Origin of the sequence: Streptomyces sp. NPDC101227, assembly GCF_044767545.1 — a bacterium.
Classification (GTDB): domain Bacteria; phylum Actinomycetota; class Actinomycetes; order Streptomycetales; family Streptomycetaceae; genus Streptomyces.
This window is the reverse complement of the sequence record NZ_JBIWOD010000003.1, coordinates 355,278-370,713: the sequence shown is the minus strand read 5'-3', so window position 1 is coordinate 370,713 and position 15,436 is coordinate 355,278. Positions and strand designations below refer to the sequence as shown.

Genomic DNA, 15,436 nt, shown 5'->3' with positions numbered 1-15,436 from the left:
TGCCCCTGCCAGGGCCGGAAGTCCCGGATCGTTGTAGCGTTCAACCATGGCCGAGCTCAACCGCCGACGACGTCTGCTGGTGCTGGCGATCTGCTGTATGAGCCTGCTGATCGTCAGCCTCGACAACACCGTCCTCAATGTCGCCCTGCCGTCCATGCAGCACGAGCTGGGCGCCTCGGTGTCCGGTATGCAGTGGACGATCGACGCCTACACGCTGGTCCTGGCGTCGCTGCTGATGCTGTCGGGGTCGACCGCGGACCGGCTGGGGCGGCGGCGGATCTTCCTGGTCGGGCTGGTGGTGTTCTCGATCGGTTCGCTGCTGTGCAGCCTGGCGCCCGGCCTCGAGTGGCTGGTGGCGTTCCGGATGCTGCAGGCGGTGGGCGGCTCGATGCTCAATCCCGTCGCGATGTCGATCATCACCAATACGTTCACCGAACCGCGCGAGAGGGCGCGGGCCATCGGGGTGTGGGGCGGGGTCGTCGGCATCAGCATGGCGGCCGGGCCGGTGATCGGCGGGCTGCTGGTGCAGTCCGTCGGCTGGCGCTCGATCTTCTGGGTGAACGTCCCGATAGGCGCCCTCGCGCTCTTCCTCACCCTGCGCTACGTCCCCGAATCGCGCGCCCCCAAGCCGCGCCGCGTCGACCCCGTGGGTCAGCTGCTGGTGATCGCGCTGCTGGGCTCGCTGACGTACGCGATCATCGAGGCGCCGGGGGCGGGCTGGGCGTCGCCGGAGATCCTGGCGTTGGTGGTGGTGGCGCTGGTGTCGCTGGTGGCCCTGGTCGGCTACGAGCGCCGGCGCCGCGAGCCCCTCGTCGATCTCCGGTTCTTCCACAGCGCGCCGTTCAGCGGGGCCACCGTCATAGCGGTCTGCGCCTTTGCCTCGCTCGCCGGCTTCCTCTTCATCAACACCCTGTATCTGCAGAACGTGCGCGGGCTGTCCGCCCTGGATGCCGGGCTCTACATGATCCCCATGGCGGGCATGTCGCTGATCTTCGCGCCGCTGTCGGGGCGGCTGGTCGGCGCCCGCGGGCCCCGGCTCCCGTTGCTGCTGGCGGGGACGTTCATGGGGGCGAGCGGGCTGCTCTTCGCGGCGTTCGACGCGCAGGCGACGACGGCGCTGCTGTTCACCGGGTATGTGGTGTTCGGTATCGGGTTCGGGCTGGTCAACGCGCCGATCACCAACACCGCGGTATCGGGGATGCCGCGCACCCAGGCCGGGGTGGCGGCCGCGGTCGCCTCGACCAGCCGCCAGGTGGGGCAGTCGCTGGGCGTTGCGGTGATCGGCGCCGTACTGGCGGGTGGGGCGCGGGCCGGCGCCACCGGGGAGGAGTTCCTCGCGGCCGGACGTCCGGCCTGGTGGATCATCGCCGGGTGCGGCGCGGCCATTCTGCTGCTGGGCGCGCTGACGACCGGGCGCTGGGCGCTGGGGACGGCGCGGAAGACCGCGGAGCTGTTCGAGGACGAGCCCCCGCGGGGCGGGCATGCGACGGCGCGTACGGGGGCCCAGTAGCCGGGTGGCGCGCCGGGCCAACGCACACGGGGCGCCCGTCCGCATCGGAACGGCGGATCGGGAGGGCGGATCGGAGCGGCGGACCGGAACCGCGCACCAGCCTGTCCGCGTCCCTCCCGGCATCCGCAAGATCGATGCTGACAGAGGATCTCGCCCATGACCGGGACGGCCCCCCGCTATCTGTACCTGGCGCGACACGGTGAGGCTTCACCGGATGAGACAGAGCTGACGGACAACGGCCGACGTCAGGCGGTACTGCTCGGTGAACGGCTTCGGCGCAGCCCTCTCTCGGCGATCCGGCACGGCCCGCTGCCGCGAGCGGAGCAGACCGCGCGGCTGATCTGCGACCAGCTCGACGACGTTCCCCTGCAGGCGTCGGAACTGGCCGGCGACTACATCCCCTACCTGCCGCAGAAGGGGGAACTGCCTTCGGAGTCGGCCGATGCGATGCTCCGCCGCCTGGCGCAGTTCCCGGCGGAAGAGCGCGAACGGGGTCCGGAGCTGGCTCGGGGAGCCCTCGCACGGTTCACCGGACCCGTTGCCGGTGACGAGCCTCGCCACGAACTCGTCGTCACCCATAACTTCCTCATCGGCTGGCTCGTCCGGGACGCGCTCGATGCTCCGAAGTGGCGTTGGATGGGTCTTCACCACGCCAATGCCGCGCTGACCGTCATCCACTACGCGCCCGGCCGGCCCGCTTCCGTGCTCTTCTACAACGACCTGGGGCACCTTCCCGCAGAGCTCCGCTGGACCGGCTTCCCGCCCGGTCTCCGCATCTGAGCAGCGGCCACATCCAAATCCGAGGGGCGGACCCGTCCGACGTGTACGCTGCGGGATCGATCTTGCGTCGACGGCATCGGGGGATGGGCAATGGACAGCATGTCGGGCATACGTCAGATGCGGGCCGTGACACGGGTGGTGGGCCGGCGTACCGCGTTGCGGTACCTGGCCGTCGGTGTCGGAGCGTCGCTCCTCGCCGCGTGCGGCAAGGAGCAGGACAACGGCAGGGATCGGGACAACGGCGGGGGCGCCGGTCCCGCGCCCGGGGCGGGGGCCGGTCCGGTCGGGCAGGCGGTGAGCGCCTTCCTGCGGGGCAAGTGGCGGGTCGAGGTCGTCCCGGCGGGGCACGGTTCGGCCGGCACCCTCTTCGCGGAGATCACGGCGAGCAGCTGGACCATCGGGAAGAACCCGCGGGATTCCTCGTGGGGCGGCCAATGGGCCCTCCTGGGCGACAAGCTGGCCATCCAGGGCCCGGAATCCCCCACTGACCTGGACGAACTGGTGGAGGTGGCCGCGCTGAACGTTCCCCGCAAGGTCGGCCCGACCGAGTCGTTGCTGCTTCCGTGGCGGCCCCCTGGCGACAGCTCCGCCGACGCGGGCCAGAAGCTGAAGGTCACGTACGCCAAGGGCACCTTGCACATCGCCCATATCGAAGGCGAGAGCCGTACGGAGTTCACCTGCACGCGGATGTAGGCGGGCGGGCCGACCGGCCGCCGTCGATCGTGGCTCGGCGTCCGGGACGCCCCGAACGAGCTTGGTCAGGCGGCCGGTTCTCGCGCGTCGGAGTAGATCACCAGCGTTTGTTCCGGCTGTTCGGCCAGGTGGAATGCGGTGTAGGCGAATTCGACCGGCGCGCCTCCGGGGCACCGTAGCCGCTTTCGTCCGCTGTGCCGGGGCTGTACGTCGTACCGCGGCCACCAGTCACGCACTTGCGGGCTGGCCGCGTTGAGTTCGTCGATCAGCTGGGTGTAGCGGGGGTCGCCGGGGTGGCGTCCGGCCAGCGTCCGCAGCCGGGCGAGCAGGCCGCGTGCCTCGGGCTCCCAGTCGACCAGGACGTCACGGGCCGCGGGTTCGAGGAACACCCAGCGCGCGAAGTTCGCCGGCCGGCCGGCCGCCGCGGTGAGGTTCACGAACAGCTCGTCGGCCGCCTGGTTGTGGCTGAGCACGTCGTAGTTGCCGTCGATGATGTACGCCGGGTGGGGCTGGAGCAGGAGCGGTACGGCGGCGGCCTCGGCGGCGAGCGGCTCCGGTTCCCCGGTCTCGGCCACCGGCGCGTGACCGGCGAGCTGGAAGAGGTGCCCGCGCTCGTGCGGGCTGAGCCGCAGCGCCGAGGCGAGGGCGTCGAGCACCTGGTCCGAGGCCCGGATGTCCCGGCCCTGCTCCAGGTAGGTGTACCAAGTGGCGCTGATTCCGGCGAGCAGCGCGAGCTCCTCCCGGCGGAGCCCCGGCGTCCGGCGTCGGCCGGTCGACGGGAGGCCCGTCTCTTCGGGGGTGATCCGCTCTCTGCGAGTGCGCAGGAAGGCGCCCAGCTCGCGGCGTTGATCCGGCTGCTTCGGCATCGTGGATGGCACCTCTGGTTCCAGAATAAATGCGCTCTGGATACCAGGCTAAATCTCCAACAGGCTGGTGGCCGAACGGGGTTGCGACCCTCACCGAGGGCCGGGACGGCTCATGCCGGCGCCGGTCGGCCCGGCCCTGGCGCGCGGAGGGATTTCGGGCAACCGACCGCACCCGGTACCGAGAAGCGGAGGAAGAAATCATGGCGGGAATCGACGGCAAGGTCGTGGCGATCACGGGGGCCGGCAGCGGCATCGGCGAGGCGACCGCGCTGCTGCTGGCGGAGCGCGGTGCGCGGCTCGTCCTGGGGGCGCGCCGGTCCGAGCGCCTCGCGGATCTGGTGGCCCGGATCGAGGAGGCGGGTGGCGCGGCCGTGCAGATCCGCACGGACGTGACCCGGCGGGAGGACCTGCGCTCCCTGGTCGCGTTGGCGGGTGAACGGTTCGGCCGGCTCGACGTGCTGGTCAGCAACGCCGGGGTCGGGACGGTCTCGCCGCTCGACGATCTGCGCGTCGACGAGTGGGACGAGATGGTCGACGTCAACATCAAGGGTGTGCTGCACGGAATCGGCGCCGCGCTGCCGGTCTTCCGGGCGCAGGGCACCGGTCACTTCATCACCACTGCCTCCACGGCCGCGTTCCGCATCGTGCCGGCGATGGCGGTCTACGCCGCTACGAAGTTCGCGGTCCGCGCCCTCTGCGAAGGCCTGCGCCAGGAGGCCGGTGACGCGCTGCGGGTGACGACCGTATCGCCCGGCGCAGTCGCCACCGACTTCGCCGAGGCATCGGCGAACGAGCAGGTCAGGGCGCGGATCATGGAAACCCGGGACCGGATCGCGATCCCGCCGGAGGCGATCGCGCGGGCCATCGCGTTCGCGATCGAGCAGCCGGCCACCGTCGATGTGAACGAGATCGTCGTCCGGCCCACCGCCCAGAGTTGAGCATCGCTCCACGGACCCTCCGCCGGCTCACACCGATGCGGTGTCGCAGCAAGGGGGTTGGGACTCCGCGCGAGAGCCTCGGACGCTCCGGCCCCGGCCGCTCACCCCGCGCCGAGCACCAGCTTCTGCAGCTGTTCGAGGCGCTCCTGGGTCGTGTCGTCGGCCGGGGCGTAGGTCAGCACCTTCGGCCCGGGGTTGGGGCCCGTCCACAGGCTGCTGGCGGAGAGCTGGAGGATCCCCACCTGGGGGTGCCGGATGACCTTGATGGAGCTCACCGGGCGGACCACCTCGTGCTGGGCCCAGATCTCGCGGAACTCCGACGACGCCTCCGTCAGCCGCGCGAGCAGCGCCTTCCAGGCGGGTTCCGCGACATGTTCGGCCATCGCGGCCCGGAACTTGGCGGCCATCACCCGCTTCGAGGCCTCCAGATCGACGGTCCTCGCCCGCCACTCGGCGTTGGTGAACGCCAGCCACATGCAGTTGCGGTCCTCTTCCGGCAGCTCGTCGAAGTCGCACATCAGCCGCCCGTAGGTGCTGTTGTAGGCGAGGACGTCGAACCGGCTGTTCTGGACGACCGCCGGGAACGGAGCGAGCTGGTCCAGGACCTGCCGCAGGGCACGCGGCACGCCCGTGCACTCGGTGCCGCGCAGCGGGTCGACGGCTCCGGCGAGTGCGAAGAGGTGGCTGCGCTCGGCGCGGTCCAGCAGCAGCGCGCGGGCCACCGCGTCCAGGACCTGGGGCGATACGTGGATGTCCCGGGCCTGTTCGAGCCAGGTGTACCAGGTGACGCCGACGGCGCCGAGGTGTGCGACCTCCTCACGGCGAAGCCCGGGGGTGCGGCGGCGGGCGCCCCGCGGCAGGCCGACCTGTTCGGGTGTGATCCGTTCCCGCCGGCTGCGCAGAAAGGCGGCCAGTTCGGCCCGGCGGGCGGCGTCGTCGCGCGGGGCGACGCCGTACGGCGGGGCGGCGGGGGCGCCCTGCGGTGTGGCAGCCTGCACCGGGGCCGTCTCGACGGTCATGCTTCCGCTCATGCCTCCAGCGTGCCGCAGGCCGCAGCCCATTGCCAGGTAGCACCGGTACCAGGATAAGAACACTCTGGTACCCGTCTGAGCTGTCCACGATCGTCGGTGTCGTGAGCGATACCCGAGTTCCGACCACCGCCCCCGCAGCCCCACCCGCGACTGCCCGGACCCGGCCGGCGGCCACCCCGCTGCTGACCCCGACAGGCCTGCTGACCGTCCTCCTGGGCGCGGCCCTGCCGATGATCGACTTCTTTATCGTCAATGTCGCGCTGCCGACCATCGACCGCGATCTGCACGCGGGCCCCGCGCTGCTGGAGATGGTGGTGGCGGGTTACGGCGTCGCCTACGCCATGCTGCTGGTCCTCGGCGGCCGGCTCGGCGACATGGTCGGCCGCCGCCGGCTGTTCCTGTGGGGCCTGGCCGCCTTCGGGCTGACCTCGCTCGCCTGCGGGCTGGCCCCGGACGCCTGGACGCTGGTGGCCGCGCGGGTGGCCCAGGGCGCCGCGTCCGCGCTGCTGCTGCCGCAGGTGCTGGCCACCATCCAGGCCACGACCACCGGCAAGCGCCGCGCCAGGGCCCTCAGCCTGTACGGCGGGACGGCGGGCGTCTCCAGCGCGGTGGGCCAGGTGCTCGGCGGGCTGCTGGTCTCCGCCGATCTCGCGGGCACCGGCTGGCGCGCGGTGTTCCTGGTGAACGTCCCGATCGCCGCCGTGGCCTGGCTGCTGGCCGCCCGTACGGTCCCCGAGACCCGCTCCCCGCATCCGAGCCGGGTCGACGGACCGGGCACCGCGCTGCTCGCCGTCACCCTGATCACCCTGCTGCTGCCGCTGACCGAGGGCCGCGCGGCCGGCTGGCCGCTGTGGTCGTGGCTCCTCCTGGCCGTCTTCCCGTTCGCCGCCACGGCGTTCGTCCTCTTCGAGCGCCGGGCCGAACGCGCCGGCCGCACCCCGCTCGTGCCGCCCTCCCTGCTGCGCATCCCGTCGGTCCGCAGCGGTCTGACCATGATCGTCCCGTTCTCGATCGGCTTCGGCGGCTTCATGTTCGTGGTGGCCGTGGCCCTCCAGAACGGCCTGCATTACGGCCCGTTCGCGGCCGGCCTGTCCCTCGTCCCGCTCTGCCTCACCTTCTTCTTCGCCTCGCTCGCCGGGCCGCGGCTGGTGCAGCGCTTCGGGCGGCGCGTGGTGATCGCCGGTTCGATGATCCAGGGCGCCGGGCTGATCGCCCTGGCGCTGACCGTGCACGCGGGCTGGCCCGGCGTCTCGGTGCTGGGCCTCGCGCCGAGCATGGCGGTGCTGGGCGTGGGCCAGGGCATGGTGCTGCCGATATTGCTGCGCATCGTGCTGAGCGAGCTGCCGGCGGCGCAGGCGGGCGTGGGCGGCGGCGTCATGGTCACCACCCAGCAGTCCGGTCTCGCCCTCGGCGTGGCCACCCTCGGCACGCTCTTCCTCGCGCTGCTGCCGTCGGTCGGCATCCGCGATGCGCTGCTCGCCGCGCTGCTGACTCAGCTGGTGATCGTCGTGGGGACGACCGTGCTCGCGCTACGACTGCCGCGCACACTGCGCTGACCTGCGGGAACACGCTGGGAGACAACCGGCTCACATATGACGACTGACAGATATTGAAATCTGTCAGTCGTCATGCCATAGTGAGTGCACCGGCCGACCGAGGCCTCCGCTTCGACCGCCGCCGTCCCCTCCCGCACCCCTTCAGGAGCCCGCCGTGCAGACCCGCACTCTTGGCACCACCGGCCCGCAGACCTCCACCCTCGGCCTCGGCTGCATGGGCATGTCCGCCCTCTACGGCGACGCCGACCGCACCGAATCCATCGCCACGATCCACGCCGCCCTCGAAGCGGGCATCACCCTGCTCGACACCGGCGACTTCTACGGCATGGGCCATAACGAACTCCTCCTCAACGAAGCCCTCAGGACGGCCCCCGCCGCCGCCCGCGAAAAGGCCCTGACCAGCGTCAAATTCGGTGCCCTGCGTACCGTCGAAGGCGGCTTCACCGGCTACGACGGCCGGCCGAACGCGGTGAAGAACTTCGCCGCGTACTCCCTCCAGCGCCTGGGCCGCGACCACATCGACATCTACCGCATCGCCCGGATCGATCCGGACGTCCCGGTCGAGGAGACCGTCGGCGCCATCGCCGAGCTGGTCGAGGCCGGACACGTCCGCCATATCGGCCTCTCCGAGGTCGGCGCCGAGACCCTGCGCCGGGCCGCCGCCGTCGCCCCGATCTCCGACCTCCAGATCGAGTACTCCCTCATCTCCCGCGGCATCGAGGACGACATCCTGCCCACCGCCCGCGAGCTGGGCATCGGCATCACGGCATACGGCGTCCTCTCCCGGGGCCTGATCAGCGGCCATTTCGCCCGCGACCGCAAGCTCGCCGCCAACGACTTCCGCGGAATGTCGCCGCGGTTCCAGGGCGAGAATCTGGAGCGCAACCTCGATCTGGTGGATGCGCTCCGCAAGATCGCGGAGCAGAAGGGCGTCTCGGTCGCCCAGACCGCGATCGCCTGGGTTCTCTCGCGCGGTGAGGACATCGTCCCGCTGGTCGGCGCCCGCCGCCGCGACCGCCTGACCGAGGCGCTCGGCGCCGTGGACGTGACGCTGGACACCGACGACCTGGCCTCCATCGAGCGAGCGGTCCCGGCCGACGCCGCCGCGGGCGAGCGCTACCCGGCCGAACAGATGGCCCACCTGGACAGCGAGCGATGACCGCCCGGGACGGCGGGCGCGGCCGCCAGGTACGGTCCGTAGTACCTGGCGGGCACGTACCCGGTGCGCCGGCGCCCGGCGTGCGCATGCCCGATGCGGACGTACGCGGCGGGTGCCGTGCATGCGGTGTACGCCGTGTACTCGGTGTACGCGCCCATCGGGCGCCTGCCAGGCGTCCCCGCCCGTCGTCCCCGCCCGCTCCCCCGAAAGGCCGGCCCGTCCCATGGCCCCCGAGACACTGACCCCCGAGCGCATCCTCGAAGCCACCGAGGAGGTGCTGCGCCGCTACGGCCCGGCCAAGGCCACGGTCGTGGACGTGGCACGCGCCCTGGGGGTGAGCCATGGCAGCGTCTACCGCCACTTCCGCACCAAGGCGGCGCTGCGGGAGGCGGTCACGGCGCGCTGGCTGGACCGCACGAGCCAGCAGCTGTCCGCCATCGTCACGGACGAGGGCCCGGCCGACGACCGGCTGCGCCGCTGGCTGGCCGCCCTCTTCGAGGCCAAGCGGCACAAGGCCGGCGACGACCCCGAACTCTTCGCCACATACATGGCGTTGATCGGCGAGAGCGGCGGCGTGGTCGACCGCCATGTCACCGATCTCGAATCCCAGCTGTCCACCATCATCGAAGCCGGCGTCTCGCAGGGCACCTTCCACACCCCCTCCCCCGCCACCGCCGCGCACGCCGTCTTCTCCGCCACCGGCCGCTTCCACGACCCCTGCTACGCCGCCGAATGGTCCCGCCCGGACATCACCGCCGACTTCGAGGCCGTACGCGATCTGGTCCTGCGGGGTTTGCAGGCCTAGGCGGGCAGGGAGGTAAGAGGGGCAGGAGGGTTGGTGAGGGGGTCGTCATAGCCTCCTTGGGAAACCTTGTGGTCATGCCCCCCGCCGGCCCATAGCATCCGTGCGTGATCCGGAACGCGACGCAAGAGACGCCGGAAGGAACGGCAGCGGGGGCAGCGATGGAGACGGCGGCGAAGATAACCCGAGAGGTGACCTGGCGGGGGCGGGGAGTCGGCCTCGTCCCGCTCGAGGCCGATGACACCGAGCTGATGGGGACCTGGCGATCCGACCCGACGGCCGCCCATGCGATCGGGTTCTGGCCGCGTCCCCTCTCCTCCCTCCGCGAACGCATCGAGCGCGACATCGACGACGCGGACCGCGACGACTTCGTCGTGGTCCTCCCCGACGGCACCCCGATCGGCCATATCGCCCTCGCCAACCAGAACTTCGCCGACGCCACGGCGGAGGTCCACCTGATGCTGGACGCGCAATACCGCGGCCAGGGTCACGGCACCGACGCCCTCGACGCACTGACCGACCTGGCCTTCGGCGAACTACCCCTGCACCGCCTCCAGGCGGACACCCACACCGACAACACCGCCGCGCTCACCGTCCTGGCCAGGTCGGGCTACGTCCGGGAGGGCGTGGCCCGCTCGGCGTGCCTGCACCGCGGGCGCCGCTATGACATGGCGATGCTGTCCCTGCTGCGCGAGGAGTGGGAGGGGCTGGACCGGCCCAGGTCATGGGAGCTGTGACCGCTCCGGGGGCGTGACCACACCGATCCGCCCCACCCCCGCCCCATCCCTGCCCTGCCCACCTTTGCCCCGCCCTGCCGTCTACCCCCGCCCCCCGACCCCCAGGAACTGCAACACCGCCAGTACCCGCCGGTGGTCCGCGTCCGCCTTCGGCAGGTCCAGCTTGGCCAGGATGTTGTTGATGTGCTTGGCCACCGCGCTCTCGCTCACCACCAGCTGCGCGGCGATCCCCGCATTCGACCGGCCCTCGGCCATCAGGGCCAGGACGTCGCGCTCGCGGCCGGTGAGGCGTTCCAGGGGATCGCTGGAGCGCCGTACCAGAAGCTGGGCGACGACCTGCGGGTCGAGGGCCGTACCGCCCGCCGCGACCCGCCGCAGCGCGTCGATGAACTCCTCGACGTCCGCGACCCGTTGCTTGAGGAGATAGCCCACACCGCTGGTGTTCGTCGCCAGCAGATCGGCGGCGTAGCGCTCCTCGACGTACTGGGAGAGCAGCAGCACCGAGGTGCCGGGCCACCGCTGCCGGATCGACAGGGCGGCCCGCACCCCCTCGTCCGTGAAGCCCGGCGGCATCCGGACATCGACCAGCGCAATGTCCGGCCGGTGCTCCTCGACCGCCGCCAGCAGCCCCTGCGCCTCCCCCGCCTCCGCCGCCACCTCGAAGCCGGCCATTTCCAGCACCTTGACCAGCCCGATCCGCAGCAGCACGGAGTCCTCGGCGATCACGGCACGCCGCACGGCGGTCTCCCTCTGCGGGCTCACATCGGGCACGGCAGCTCCACGCTCATCATCGTCGGGCCCCCCACAGGGCTGCTCATCCGGAATGTTCCGTCCACGGACCCCACCCGCTGCGCGAGCCCCTTGAGACCGGTCCCCTTGGACGGATCGGCCCCGCCCACACCGTCGTCGGCGATCACCACCCGCAGTATCCCGCCGAGCCGGGTGACCGTCACATCGGCGCGGGTCGCCTCCCGCGCGTGCTTGGCGATATTGGTCAGCGCCTCGGAGACCACGAAGTACGCGACCGCCTCGATGGCCGGTGAGGTGCGCTGCGGGAGGTCCGCCGGTATGTCGACCCGCAGGCGTACGGGCAACGGGGCGCGGGCCGCCAGCCCCGACAGCGCCGCGTCCAGCCCGAGTTCGTCGAGGACCGAGGGGTGCAGCCCGCGGACGAGGCTGTTCAGCTCCTCGATCGCGTCCTTCGCCTCGCGGTGCGCCGCATCGATGACCTCCCGCGCCGCAGGAGGCAGGTCGGACAGGGTCGCCTTGGCCAGGCCCAGGTTCAGGGCGAGGGAGACCAGCCGCTGCTGGGCGCCGTCATGCAGATCCCGCTCGATTCGGCGGCGTTCGGCATCGGCGGCGTCCACGGCGCCCGCCCGGCTCTCGGTCAGGTCCTCGACCCGCCGCGTCAGCTCCTCCTCCCTGCTGCGCCCCAGCAGCGTGGGCACCAGCCGGGTCTCCAGCCGTACGAGGCCCCCGGCCAGGCCCGGTACGGCCGCCAGCGCGGCCAGCCCCGCCGCGGAGACGTACCCCACCTGGGTCGCATAGCCGAGGTGCGCGATCCGCCACTGCCAGGGCAGCGCGTAGATCCACACACAGCTCAGCGACGCGACCAGCCCGGCCACCAGCAGCCCCACCACCAGCGCTTCGAGCGCGCCCAGCAGCGGCGCGGCCAGACAGTGGTAGCGGTACTGCTGACGCGCATGCCCTTTCCCCGGCCGGGGCATGTCGATGCCGCACAGCTGCCGGAAGCGCCAGCGCTGGGCCTGGGTCAGCACGTAGTTGGAGGACAGCACGAGGACGACCGGCACCGGCACGATGAGCGTGGTGGGGTCGTCGTCGCCGTGCACGATGTCGCCGAGGAGCACCACGAGCCAGTAGAAGAGCGCGGCGGTCACGAGGTGCAGCGGCACTCCGGCGGCGATGAAGAGGATGTCGCGCCGCAGCCGCACCGCAGCGCGTCGCAGCCGGGGTGAAATGGTCATGATCACAACGGTATGCGAGCGCGGTGCCCGGCAGCCATGAAGAAGCTGCCCGGAACGGGGGTGTAGCCAGTGCCACCCCAGGTCGGAAAGCGGCGTTACTGACTGTGGCCGCCGCGAAATGGAGTGTTGATCTCGAACCCGACGGCCGGGTTCGCGACAGCCGAAAGAGGCACATTCCATGGCGCTCATCGCGTTCAACACCCCTGCTGCGGAAGGCAGTTCACTCACCCGTGCGGCCGCGCGGATCGCCCCCTCCCGCCGCCGGCAGGGCCGGATCCTCACCGGCGCCGGACTCCTCCTCCTGCCCTGGCTCGGCTACCTCGCCGGCACCCTGCCGCCCGCCGAGGCGGCGGCCTGGGTCGCCCTGGACGCCCTCGAGGCCGCCTGCCTGCTGGCCGCCGGCACCCGCCTCCTGCGCGGCGACGCCCGATACCGCGCCCCCGCGGCGGCCGCGGCCGTCCTCCTCCTGGCCGACGCCTGCATCGACATGGCGACGGCCGCCCCCGGTACGGAACTGGCCACCGCGATAGCCATGGCGATCGGCGCGGAGCTGCCGCTGGCGGCGCTGTGCGGGACACTGGCGGCGCGCCCGGCGAAGGCTGTGCGCGCCGGCCACTGACCGTCAACCGCCCTGGACAGCGGGCCGCTTGTCAGTGCCGGGAGTTACCTTCGGGGCATGGACACCGTGGGCACGGACACCGTCGCGGTCAGCGAGTCCGCACGCGAACCGGCAGGCCTGGCCCTCCAGTTCTACTGGGAAGGCGCCGCGCACGAGCCACCGGAGGACGCGGCGCTGACGGAGCTGGAGGCGGAGATACGGATGCACTGCGCCGCCCTCCGGCGGGCCGCCCCGGACGACACCTCCCCCGCCACCCTTCTGGTCTTCCTCGCCCTCGGCAAGCTGCGCGCCCATCTGGACGAGCCGGTGGATCACTCCGGCCACTGGCGCGCCGCCCCCGTCCGCCTGGCCGACGCTGACGCCACCGGCCGCGCCCTGGCCACCGAGGTCGTAGGGGCGGCCCGGCGCGCCCTCGCCCTCCGCACCGAGGACAACATCGCCGCCTTCTCCCTCGCCTGCGCCCTGGAGTGGCTCGGCGATGCCGAGGCGGCGGTTGCCGCATACGTCGACGCCTTCCGACTCGACCCCCAGGACGTCATCGCCGGGGCCCGCGCGGAGGTCCTCGAAGAGGGGCTCAAGCTGCCCTGTCCCGTACCCGGCCGCCGCGCTCTCCAGCCGTACGGCTTCTACCACTTGGAGCGGACCCGGCCCGTCGGGCCGAGCGGGGGCACCCGGAGCGCGGAGTGGCTGTCGAGCGACCGCGCCGCGATACGGCGGGCCGCGGAGGACCAGCTCGACGCCTGGCCGTCCGCCACCGCCACCGCCACCGGCACCGGCATCGGCATCGGCACCGGCATCGGCATCGGCACGGGCCCGGCCGGGGACTTCGCGCTACGGACCTGGCTGCCCGGGGAGACACCGGAGCCGTCGCCCGGCGAGCTGTTGGGCGTCGATGTGCGCGCGGCGCTGACACGGACACCGGACGGCGGTCGGGCCATCGACTGGTCGAAGATCCCCCTGCCCGCCCTCCGCAACCCGCTCCCCGCCGGCCTCCCGATCCGCTGGTACGGCCGTTGGCGCTTCTACGGCGACACCGAACACCACGCCTGACCGCTCCGAGCACCACGGCTGACGCATCGAACACCACGCCTGACCGCTCCGAGCACCACGGCCCACCGCCCCCGCCATCTGCGCACAACCGTCCGACGACGCACCCCGGCCGGGCCGCCGGCACGCACAAAAGCGCCGGCCGGGCCCGAAAGATCCGAGCCCGACCGGCGCCTGAGGTGGTCACCGAGCGGGAGCATCGCCCGCGCCCATCCGGCCGCGGCGCCCCCGCAAGGAGCTAGCAGCCGAGCAGACGCCCGCCCAGGTACGACTGGATCTGGTCCAGGCTGACCCGCTCCTGCTTCATCGTGTCGCGCTCGCGCACCGTGACGGCGTTGTCGTCGAGGGTGTCGAAGTCGACGGTGACGCAGAACGGCGTGCCGATCTCGTCCTGACGACGGTAGCGGCGGCCGATGGCGCCCGCGTCATCGAAGTCGATGTTCCAGTTCTTGCGCAGGTCGGTGGCGAGCCCCTTGGCCTTCGGGGAGAGCTGCGGGTTGCGCGACAGCGGCAGGACCGCGACCTTGACCGGCGCCAGGCGCGGGTCGAGGCGCATGACCGTGCGCTTCTCCATCTTGCCCTTGGCGTTGGGGGCCTCGTCCTCGGTGTACGCGTCGAGCATGAAGGCGAGCATCGCGCGGTTCACACCGGCCGCGGGCTCGATGACGTACGGGGTGTAGCGCTCGCCGGCCTCCTGGTCGAAGTAGGAGAGGTCCTGGCCGGAGGCCTTGGAGTGAGCGGTGAGGTCGAAGTCCGTGCGGTTGGCCACGCCCTCGAGTTCGGAGAACTCGGTGCCGCCGAAGTTGAAGCGGTACTCGATGTCAGCGGTCCGCTTGGAGTAGTGGGACAGCTTCTCGGCGGGGTGCTCGTACCAGCGGATGTTCTCCTCGCGGATACCGAGGTCGCGGTACCAGTTCCACCGCTGCTCCATCCAGTATTCCTGCCACTGGTCGTCCTCGCCCGGCTTGACGAAGAACTCCATCTCCATCTGCTCGAACTCGCGGGTGCGGAAGATGAAGTTGCCCGGAGTGATCTCGTTCCGGAAGGACTTGCCCATCTGCGCGATGCCGAACGGGGGCTTCTTGCGCGAGGTCTGCTGGACCTGGGCGAAGTTGGTGAAGATGCCCTGGGCGGTCTCGGGGCGCAGGTAGGCGACCGAGGCGGTGTCCTGGGACGGGCCGAGGTGGGTTGAGAGCAGACCGGAGAACTGCTTGGGCTCGGTGAAGCCGCCCTTGTTGCCGCAGTGCGGGCAGTTGATGTCGGCGAGGCCGTTCTCGGGGAGCTTGCCGTGCTTGGCCTCGTACGCCTCCTCCAGGTGGTCGGCGCGGAAGCGCTTGTGGCAGGAGGTGCACTCGGTGAGCGGGTCGGTGAAGGTAGCGACGTGGCCGGACGCCTGCCAGACCTCGGGAGCCAGGATCACGGAGGAGTCGATACCGACGACGTCTTCACGCGAGGTGACCATGGCGCGCCACCACTGGCGCTTGATGTTCTCCTTGAGCTCGACGCCCAGCGGACCGTAATCCCAGGCAGCCCGGGAGCCGCCGTAGATCTCACTGCAGGGGTAGACGAAGCCACGGCGCTTGCTCAGGCTGACGATGGTATCGATCTTGTCGGCGGCCACGGTGCTCTCTTCATTACGACGACGAACGATGAATAGGGCGGCGCCCAGCGCCTCCGCGGGGGGTGGTGATCCGGAGGCGGGCGGGCGAATAG

General features: G+C 71.6%; 15 protein-coding genes. 10 read left to right on the top strand and 5 right to left on the bottom strand.

Translation table 11 applies throughout. The features are described from left to right. Window positions 1–46: 46 nt before the first annotated feature. The 3 genes from ACIRPT_RS08465 (at window position 47) to ACIRPT_RS08455 (ending at window position 2,983) form a co-directional block, all read left to right on the top strand. A complete protein-coding gene (locus tag ACIRPT_RS08465; protein ID WP_403824113.1) occupies window positions 47–1,510 on the top strand; it encodes an MFS transporter in 1,464 nt (487 codons plus the stop codon). Window positions 1,511–1,666: 156 nt separating this feature from the next. Next, complete coding sequence (locus tag ACIRPT_RS08460; RefSeq protein WP_403824110.1) at window positions 1,667–2,290, top strand: histidine phosphatase family protein; 624 nt, start codon at window positions 1,667–1,669, stop codon at window positions 2,288–2,290. A 90-nt stretch (window positions 2,291–2,380) separates the two neighbouring features. Then, window positions 2,381–2,983, top strand: a complete 603-nt coding sequence (locus tag ACIRPT_RS08455) for a hypothetical protein (RefSeq protein WP_403824107.1) — start codon at window positions 2,381–2,383, stop codon at window positions 2,981–2,983. 65 nt (window positions 2,984–3,048) lie between these two features. On the opposite strand, the gene ACIRPT_RS08450 is transcribed toward ACIRPT_RS08455, so the two are convergent. Further along, window positions 3,049–3,849, bottom strand: a complete 801-nt coding sequence (locus ACIRPT_RS08450; RefSeq protein WP_403824104.1) for a helix-turn-helix transcriptional regulator — start codon at window positions 3,847–3,849, stop codon at window positions 3,049–3,051. A 200-nt stretch (window positions 3,850–4,049) separates the two neighbouring features. Here ACIRPT_RS08450 and ACIRPT_RS08445 point away from each other — a divergent pair, with 200 nt between their 5' ends. Further along, the gene (locus tag ACIRPT_RS08445; RefSeq protein WP_403824101.1) at window positions 4,050–4,787 is read left to right on the top strand and encodes an SDR family oxidoreductase; all 738 of its coding nucleotides are present in this window, start codon (window positions 4,050–4,052) and stop codon (window positions 4,785–4,787) included. A 101-nt stretch (window positions 4,788–4,888) separates the two neighbouring features. Here the strand turns inward: ACIRPT_RS08445 and ACIRPT_RS08440 are convergent, their stop codons facing one another. After that, entirely contained in the window at window positions 4,889–5,818 is a 930-nt protein-coding gene (locus ACIRPT_RS08440) for a helix-turn-helix transcriptional regulator (RefSeq protein ID WP_403824098.1), read from the bottom strand. A gap of 101 nt (window positions 5,819–5,919) precedes the next feature. Here ACIRPT_RS08440 and ACIRPT_RS08435 point away from each other — a divergent pair, with 101 nt between their 5' ends. The 4 genes from ACIRPT_RS08435 (at window position 5,920) to ACIRPT_RS08420 (ending at window position 10,072) form a co-directional block, all read left to right on the top strand. Continuing rightward, entirely contained in the window at window positions 5,920–7,374 is a 1,455-nt protein-coding gene (locus ACIRPT_RS08435; protein WP_403824095.1) for an MFS transporter, read from the top strand. A gap of 154 nt (window positions 7,375–7,528) precedes the next feature. After that, entirely contained in the window at window positions 7,529–8,533 is a 1,005-nt protein-coding gene (locus ACIRPT_RS08430) for an aldo/keto reductase (protein WP_403824092.1), read from the top strand. A 223-nt stretch (window positions 8,534–8,756) separates the two neighbouring features. Continuing rightward, complete coding sequence (locus ACIRPT_RS08425; RefSeq protein ID WP_403506780.1) at window positions 8,757–9,338, top strand: TetR family transcriptional regulator; 582 nt, start codon at window positions 8,757–8,759, stop codon at window positions 9,336–9,338. Window positions 9,339–9,442: 104 nt separating this feature from the next. Then, window positions 9,443–10,072 (top strand): GNAT family N-acetyltransferase, encoded by a 630-nt coding sequence (locus ACIRPT_RS08420; protein ID WP_403824088.1) that lies wholly within the window; start codon window positions 9,443–9,445, stop codon window positions 10,070–10,072. 81 nt (window positions 10,073–10,153) lie between these two features. On the opposite strand, the gene ACIRPT_RS08415 is transcribed toward ACIRPT_RS08420, so the two are convergent. Together ACIRPT_RS08415 and ACIRPT_RS08410 are read right to left on the bottom strand one after the other, a co-directional pair. Next, entirely contained in the window at window positions 10,154–10,798 is a 645-nt protein-coding gene (locus ACIRPT_RS08415) for a response regulator (RefSeq protein WP_403824628.1), read from the bottom strand. A gap of 32 nt (window positions 10,799–10,830) precedes the next feature. After that, window positions 10,831–12,057 carry a sensor histidine kinase gene (locus tag ACIRPT_RS08410; protein ID WP_403824085.1) on the bottom strand — a complete coding sequence of 409 codons (1,227 nt, stop codon included), beginning with the start codon at window positions 12,055–12,057 and terminating at the stop codon, window positions 10,831–10,833. A gap of 178 nt (window positions 12,058–12,235) precedes the next feature. Here ACIRPT_RS08410 and ACIRPT_RS08405 point away from each other — a divergent pair, with 178 nt between their 5' ends. Together ACIRPT_RS08405 and ACIRPT_RS08400 are read left to right on the top strand one after the other, a co-directional pair. Next, the gene (locus tag ACIRPT_RS08405) at window positions 12,236–12,676 is read left to right on the top strand and encodes a hypothetical protein (protein ID WP_403824082.1); all 441 of its coding nucleotides are present in this window, start codon (window positions 12,236–12,238) and stop codon (window positions 12,674–12,676) included. Between the two features lie 57 nt (window positions 12,677–12,733). Then, complete coding sequence (locus tag ACIRPT_RS08400; protein WP_403824079.1) at window positions 12,734–13,726, top strand: hypothetical protein; 993 nt, start codon at window positions 12,734–12,736, stop codon at window positions 13,724–13,726. A gap of 235 nt (window positions 13,727–13,961) precedes the next feature. Here the strand turns inward: ACIRPT_RS08400 and ACIRPT_RS08395 are convergent, their stop codons facing one another. Further along, entirely contained in the window at window positions 13,962–15,344 is a 1,383-nt protein-coding gene (locus ACIRPT_RS08395) for a glycine--tRNA ligase (protein WP_403506765.1), read from the bottom strand. Window positions 15,345–15,436: the final 92 nt, after the last annotated feature.

Coding starts and splice junctions, on each gene's coding strand:
- ACIRPT_RS08465 (WP_403824113.1), top strand. CDS start 47: ATGGCCGAGCTCAACCGCCGACGACGTCTGCTGGTGCTGGCGATCTGC.
- ACIRPT_RS08460 (WP_403824110.1), top strand. CDS start 1,667: ATGACCGGGACGGCCCCCCGCTATCTGTACCTGGCGCGACACGGTGAG.
- ACIRPT_RS08455 (WP_403824107.1), top strand. CDS start 2,381: ATGGACAGCATGTCGGGCATACGTCAGATGCGGGCCGTGACACGGGTG.
- ACIRPT_RS08450 (WP_403824104.1), bottom strand. CDS start 3,849: ATGCCGAAGCAGCCGGATCAACGCCGCGAGCTGGGCGCCTTCCTGCGC.
- ACIRPT_RS08445 (WP_403824101.1), top strand. CDS start 4,050: ATGGCGGGAATCGACGGCAAGGTCGTGGCGATCACGGGGGCCGGCAGC.
- ACIRPT_RS08440 (WP_403824098.1), bottom strand. CDS start 5,818: ATGAGCGGAAGCATGACCGTCGAGACGGCCCCGGTGCAGGCTGCCACA.
- ACIRPT_RS08425 (WP_403506780.1), top strand. CDS start 8,757: ATGGCCCCCGAGACACTGACCCCCGAGCGCATCCTCGAAGCCACCGAG.
- ACIRPT_RS08410 (WP_403824085.1), bottom strand. CDS start 12,057: ATGACCATTTCACCCCGGCTGCGACGCGCTGCGGTGCGGCTGCGGCGC.
- ACIRPT_RS08405 (WP_403824082.1), top strand. CDS start 12,236: ATGGCGCTCATCGCGTTCAACACCCCTGCTGCGGAAGGCAGTTCACTC.
- ACIRPT_RS08400 (WP_403824079.1), top strand. CDS start 12,734: ATGGACACCGTGGGCACGGACACCGTCGCGGTCAGCGAGTCCGCACGC.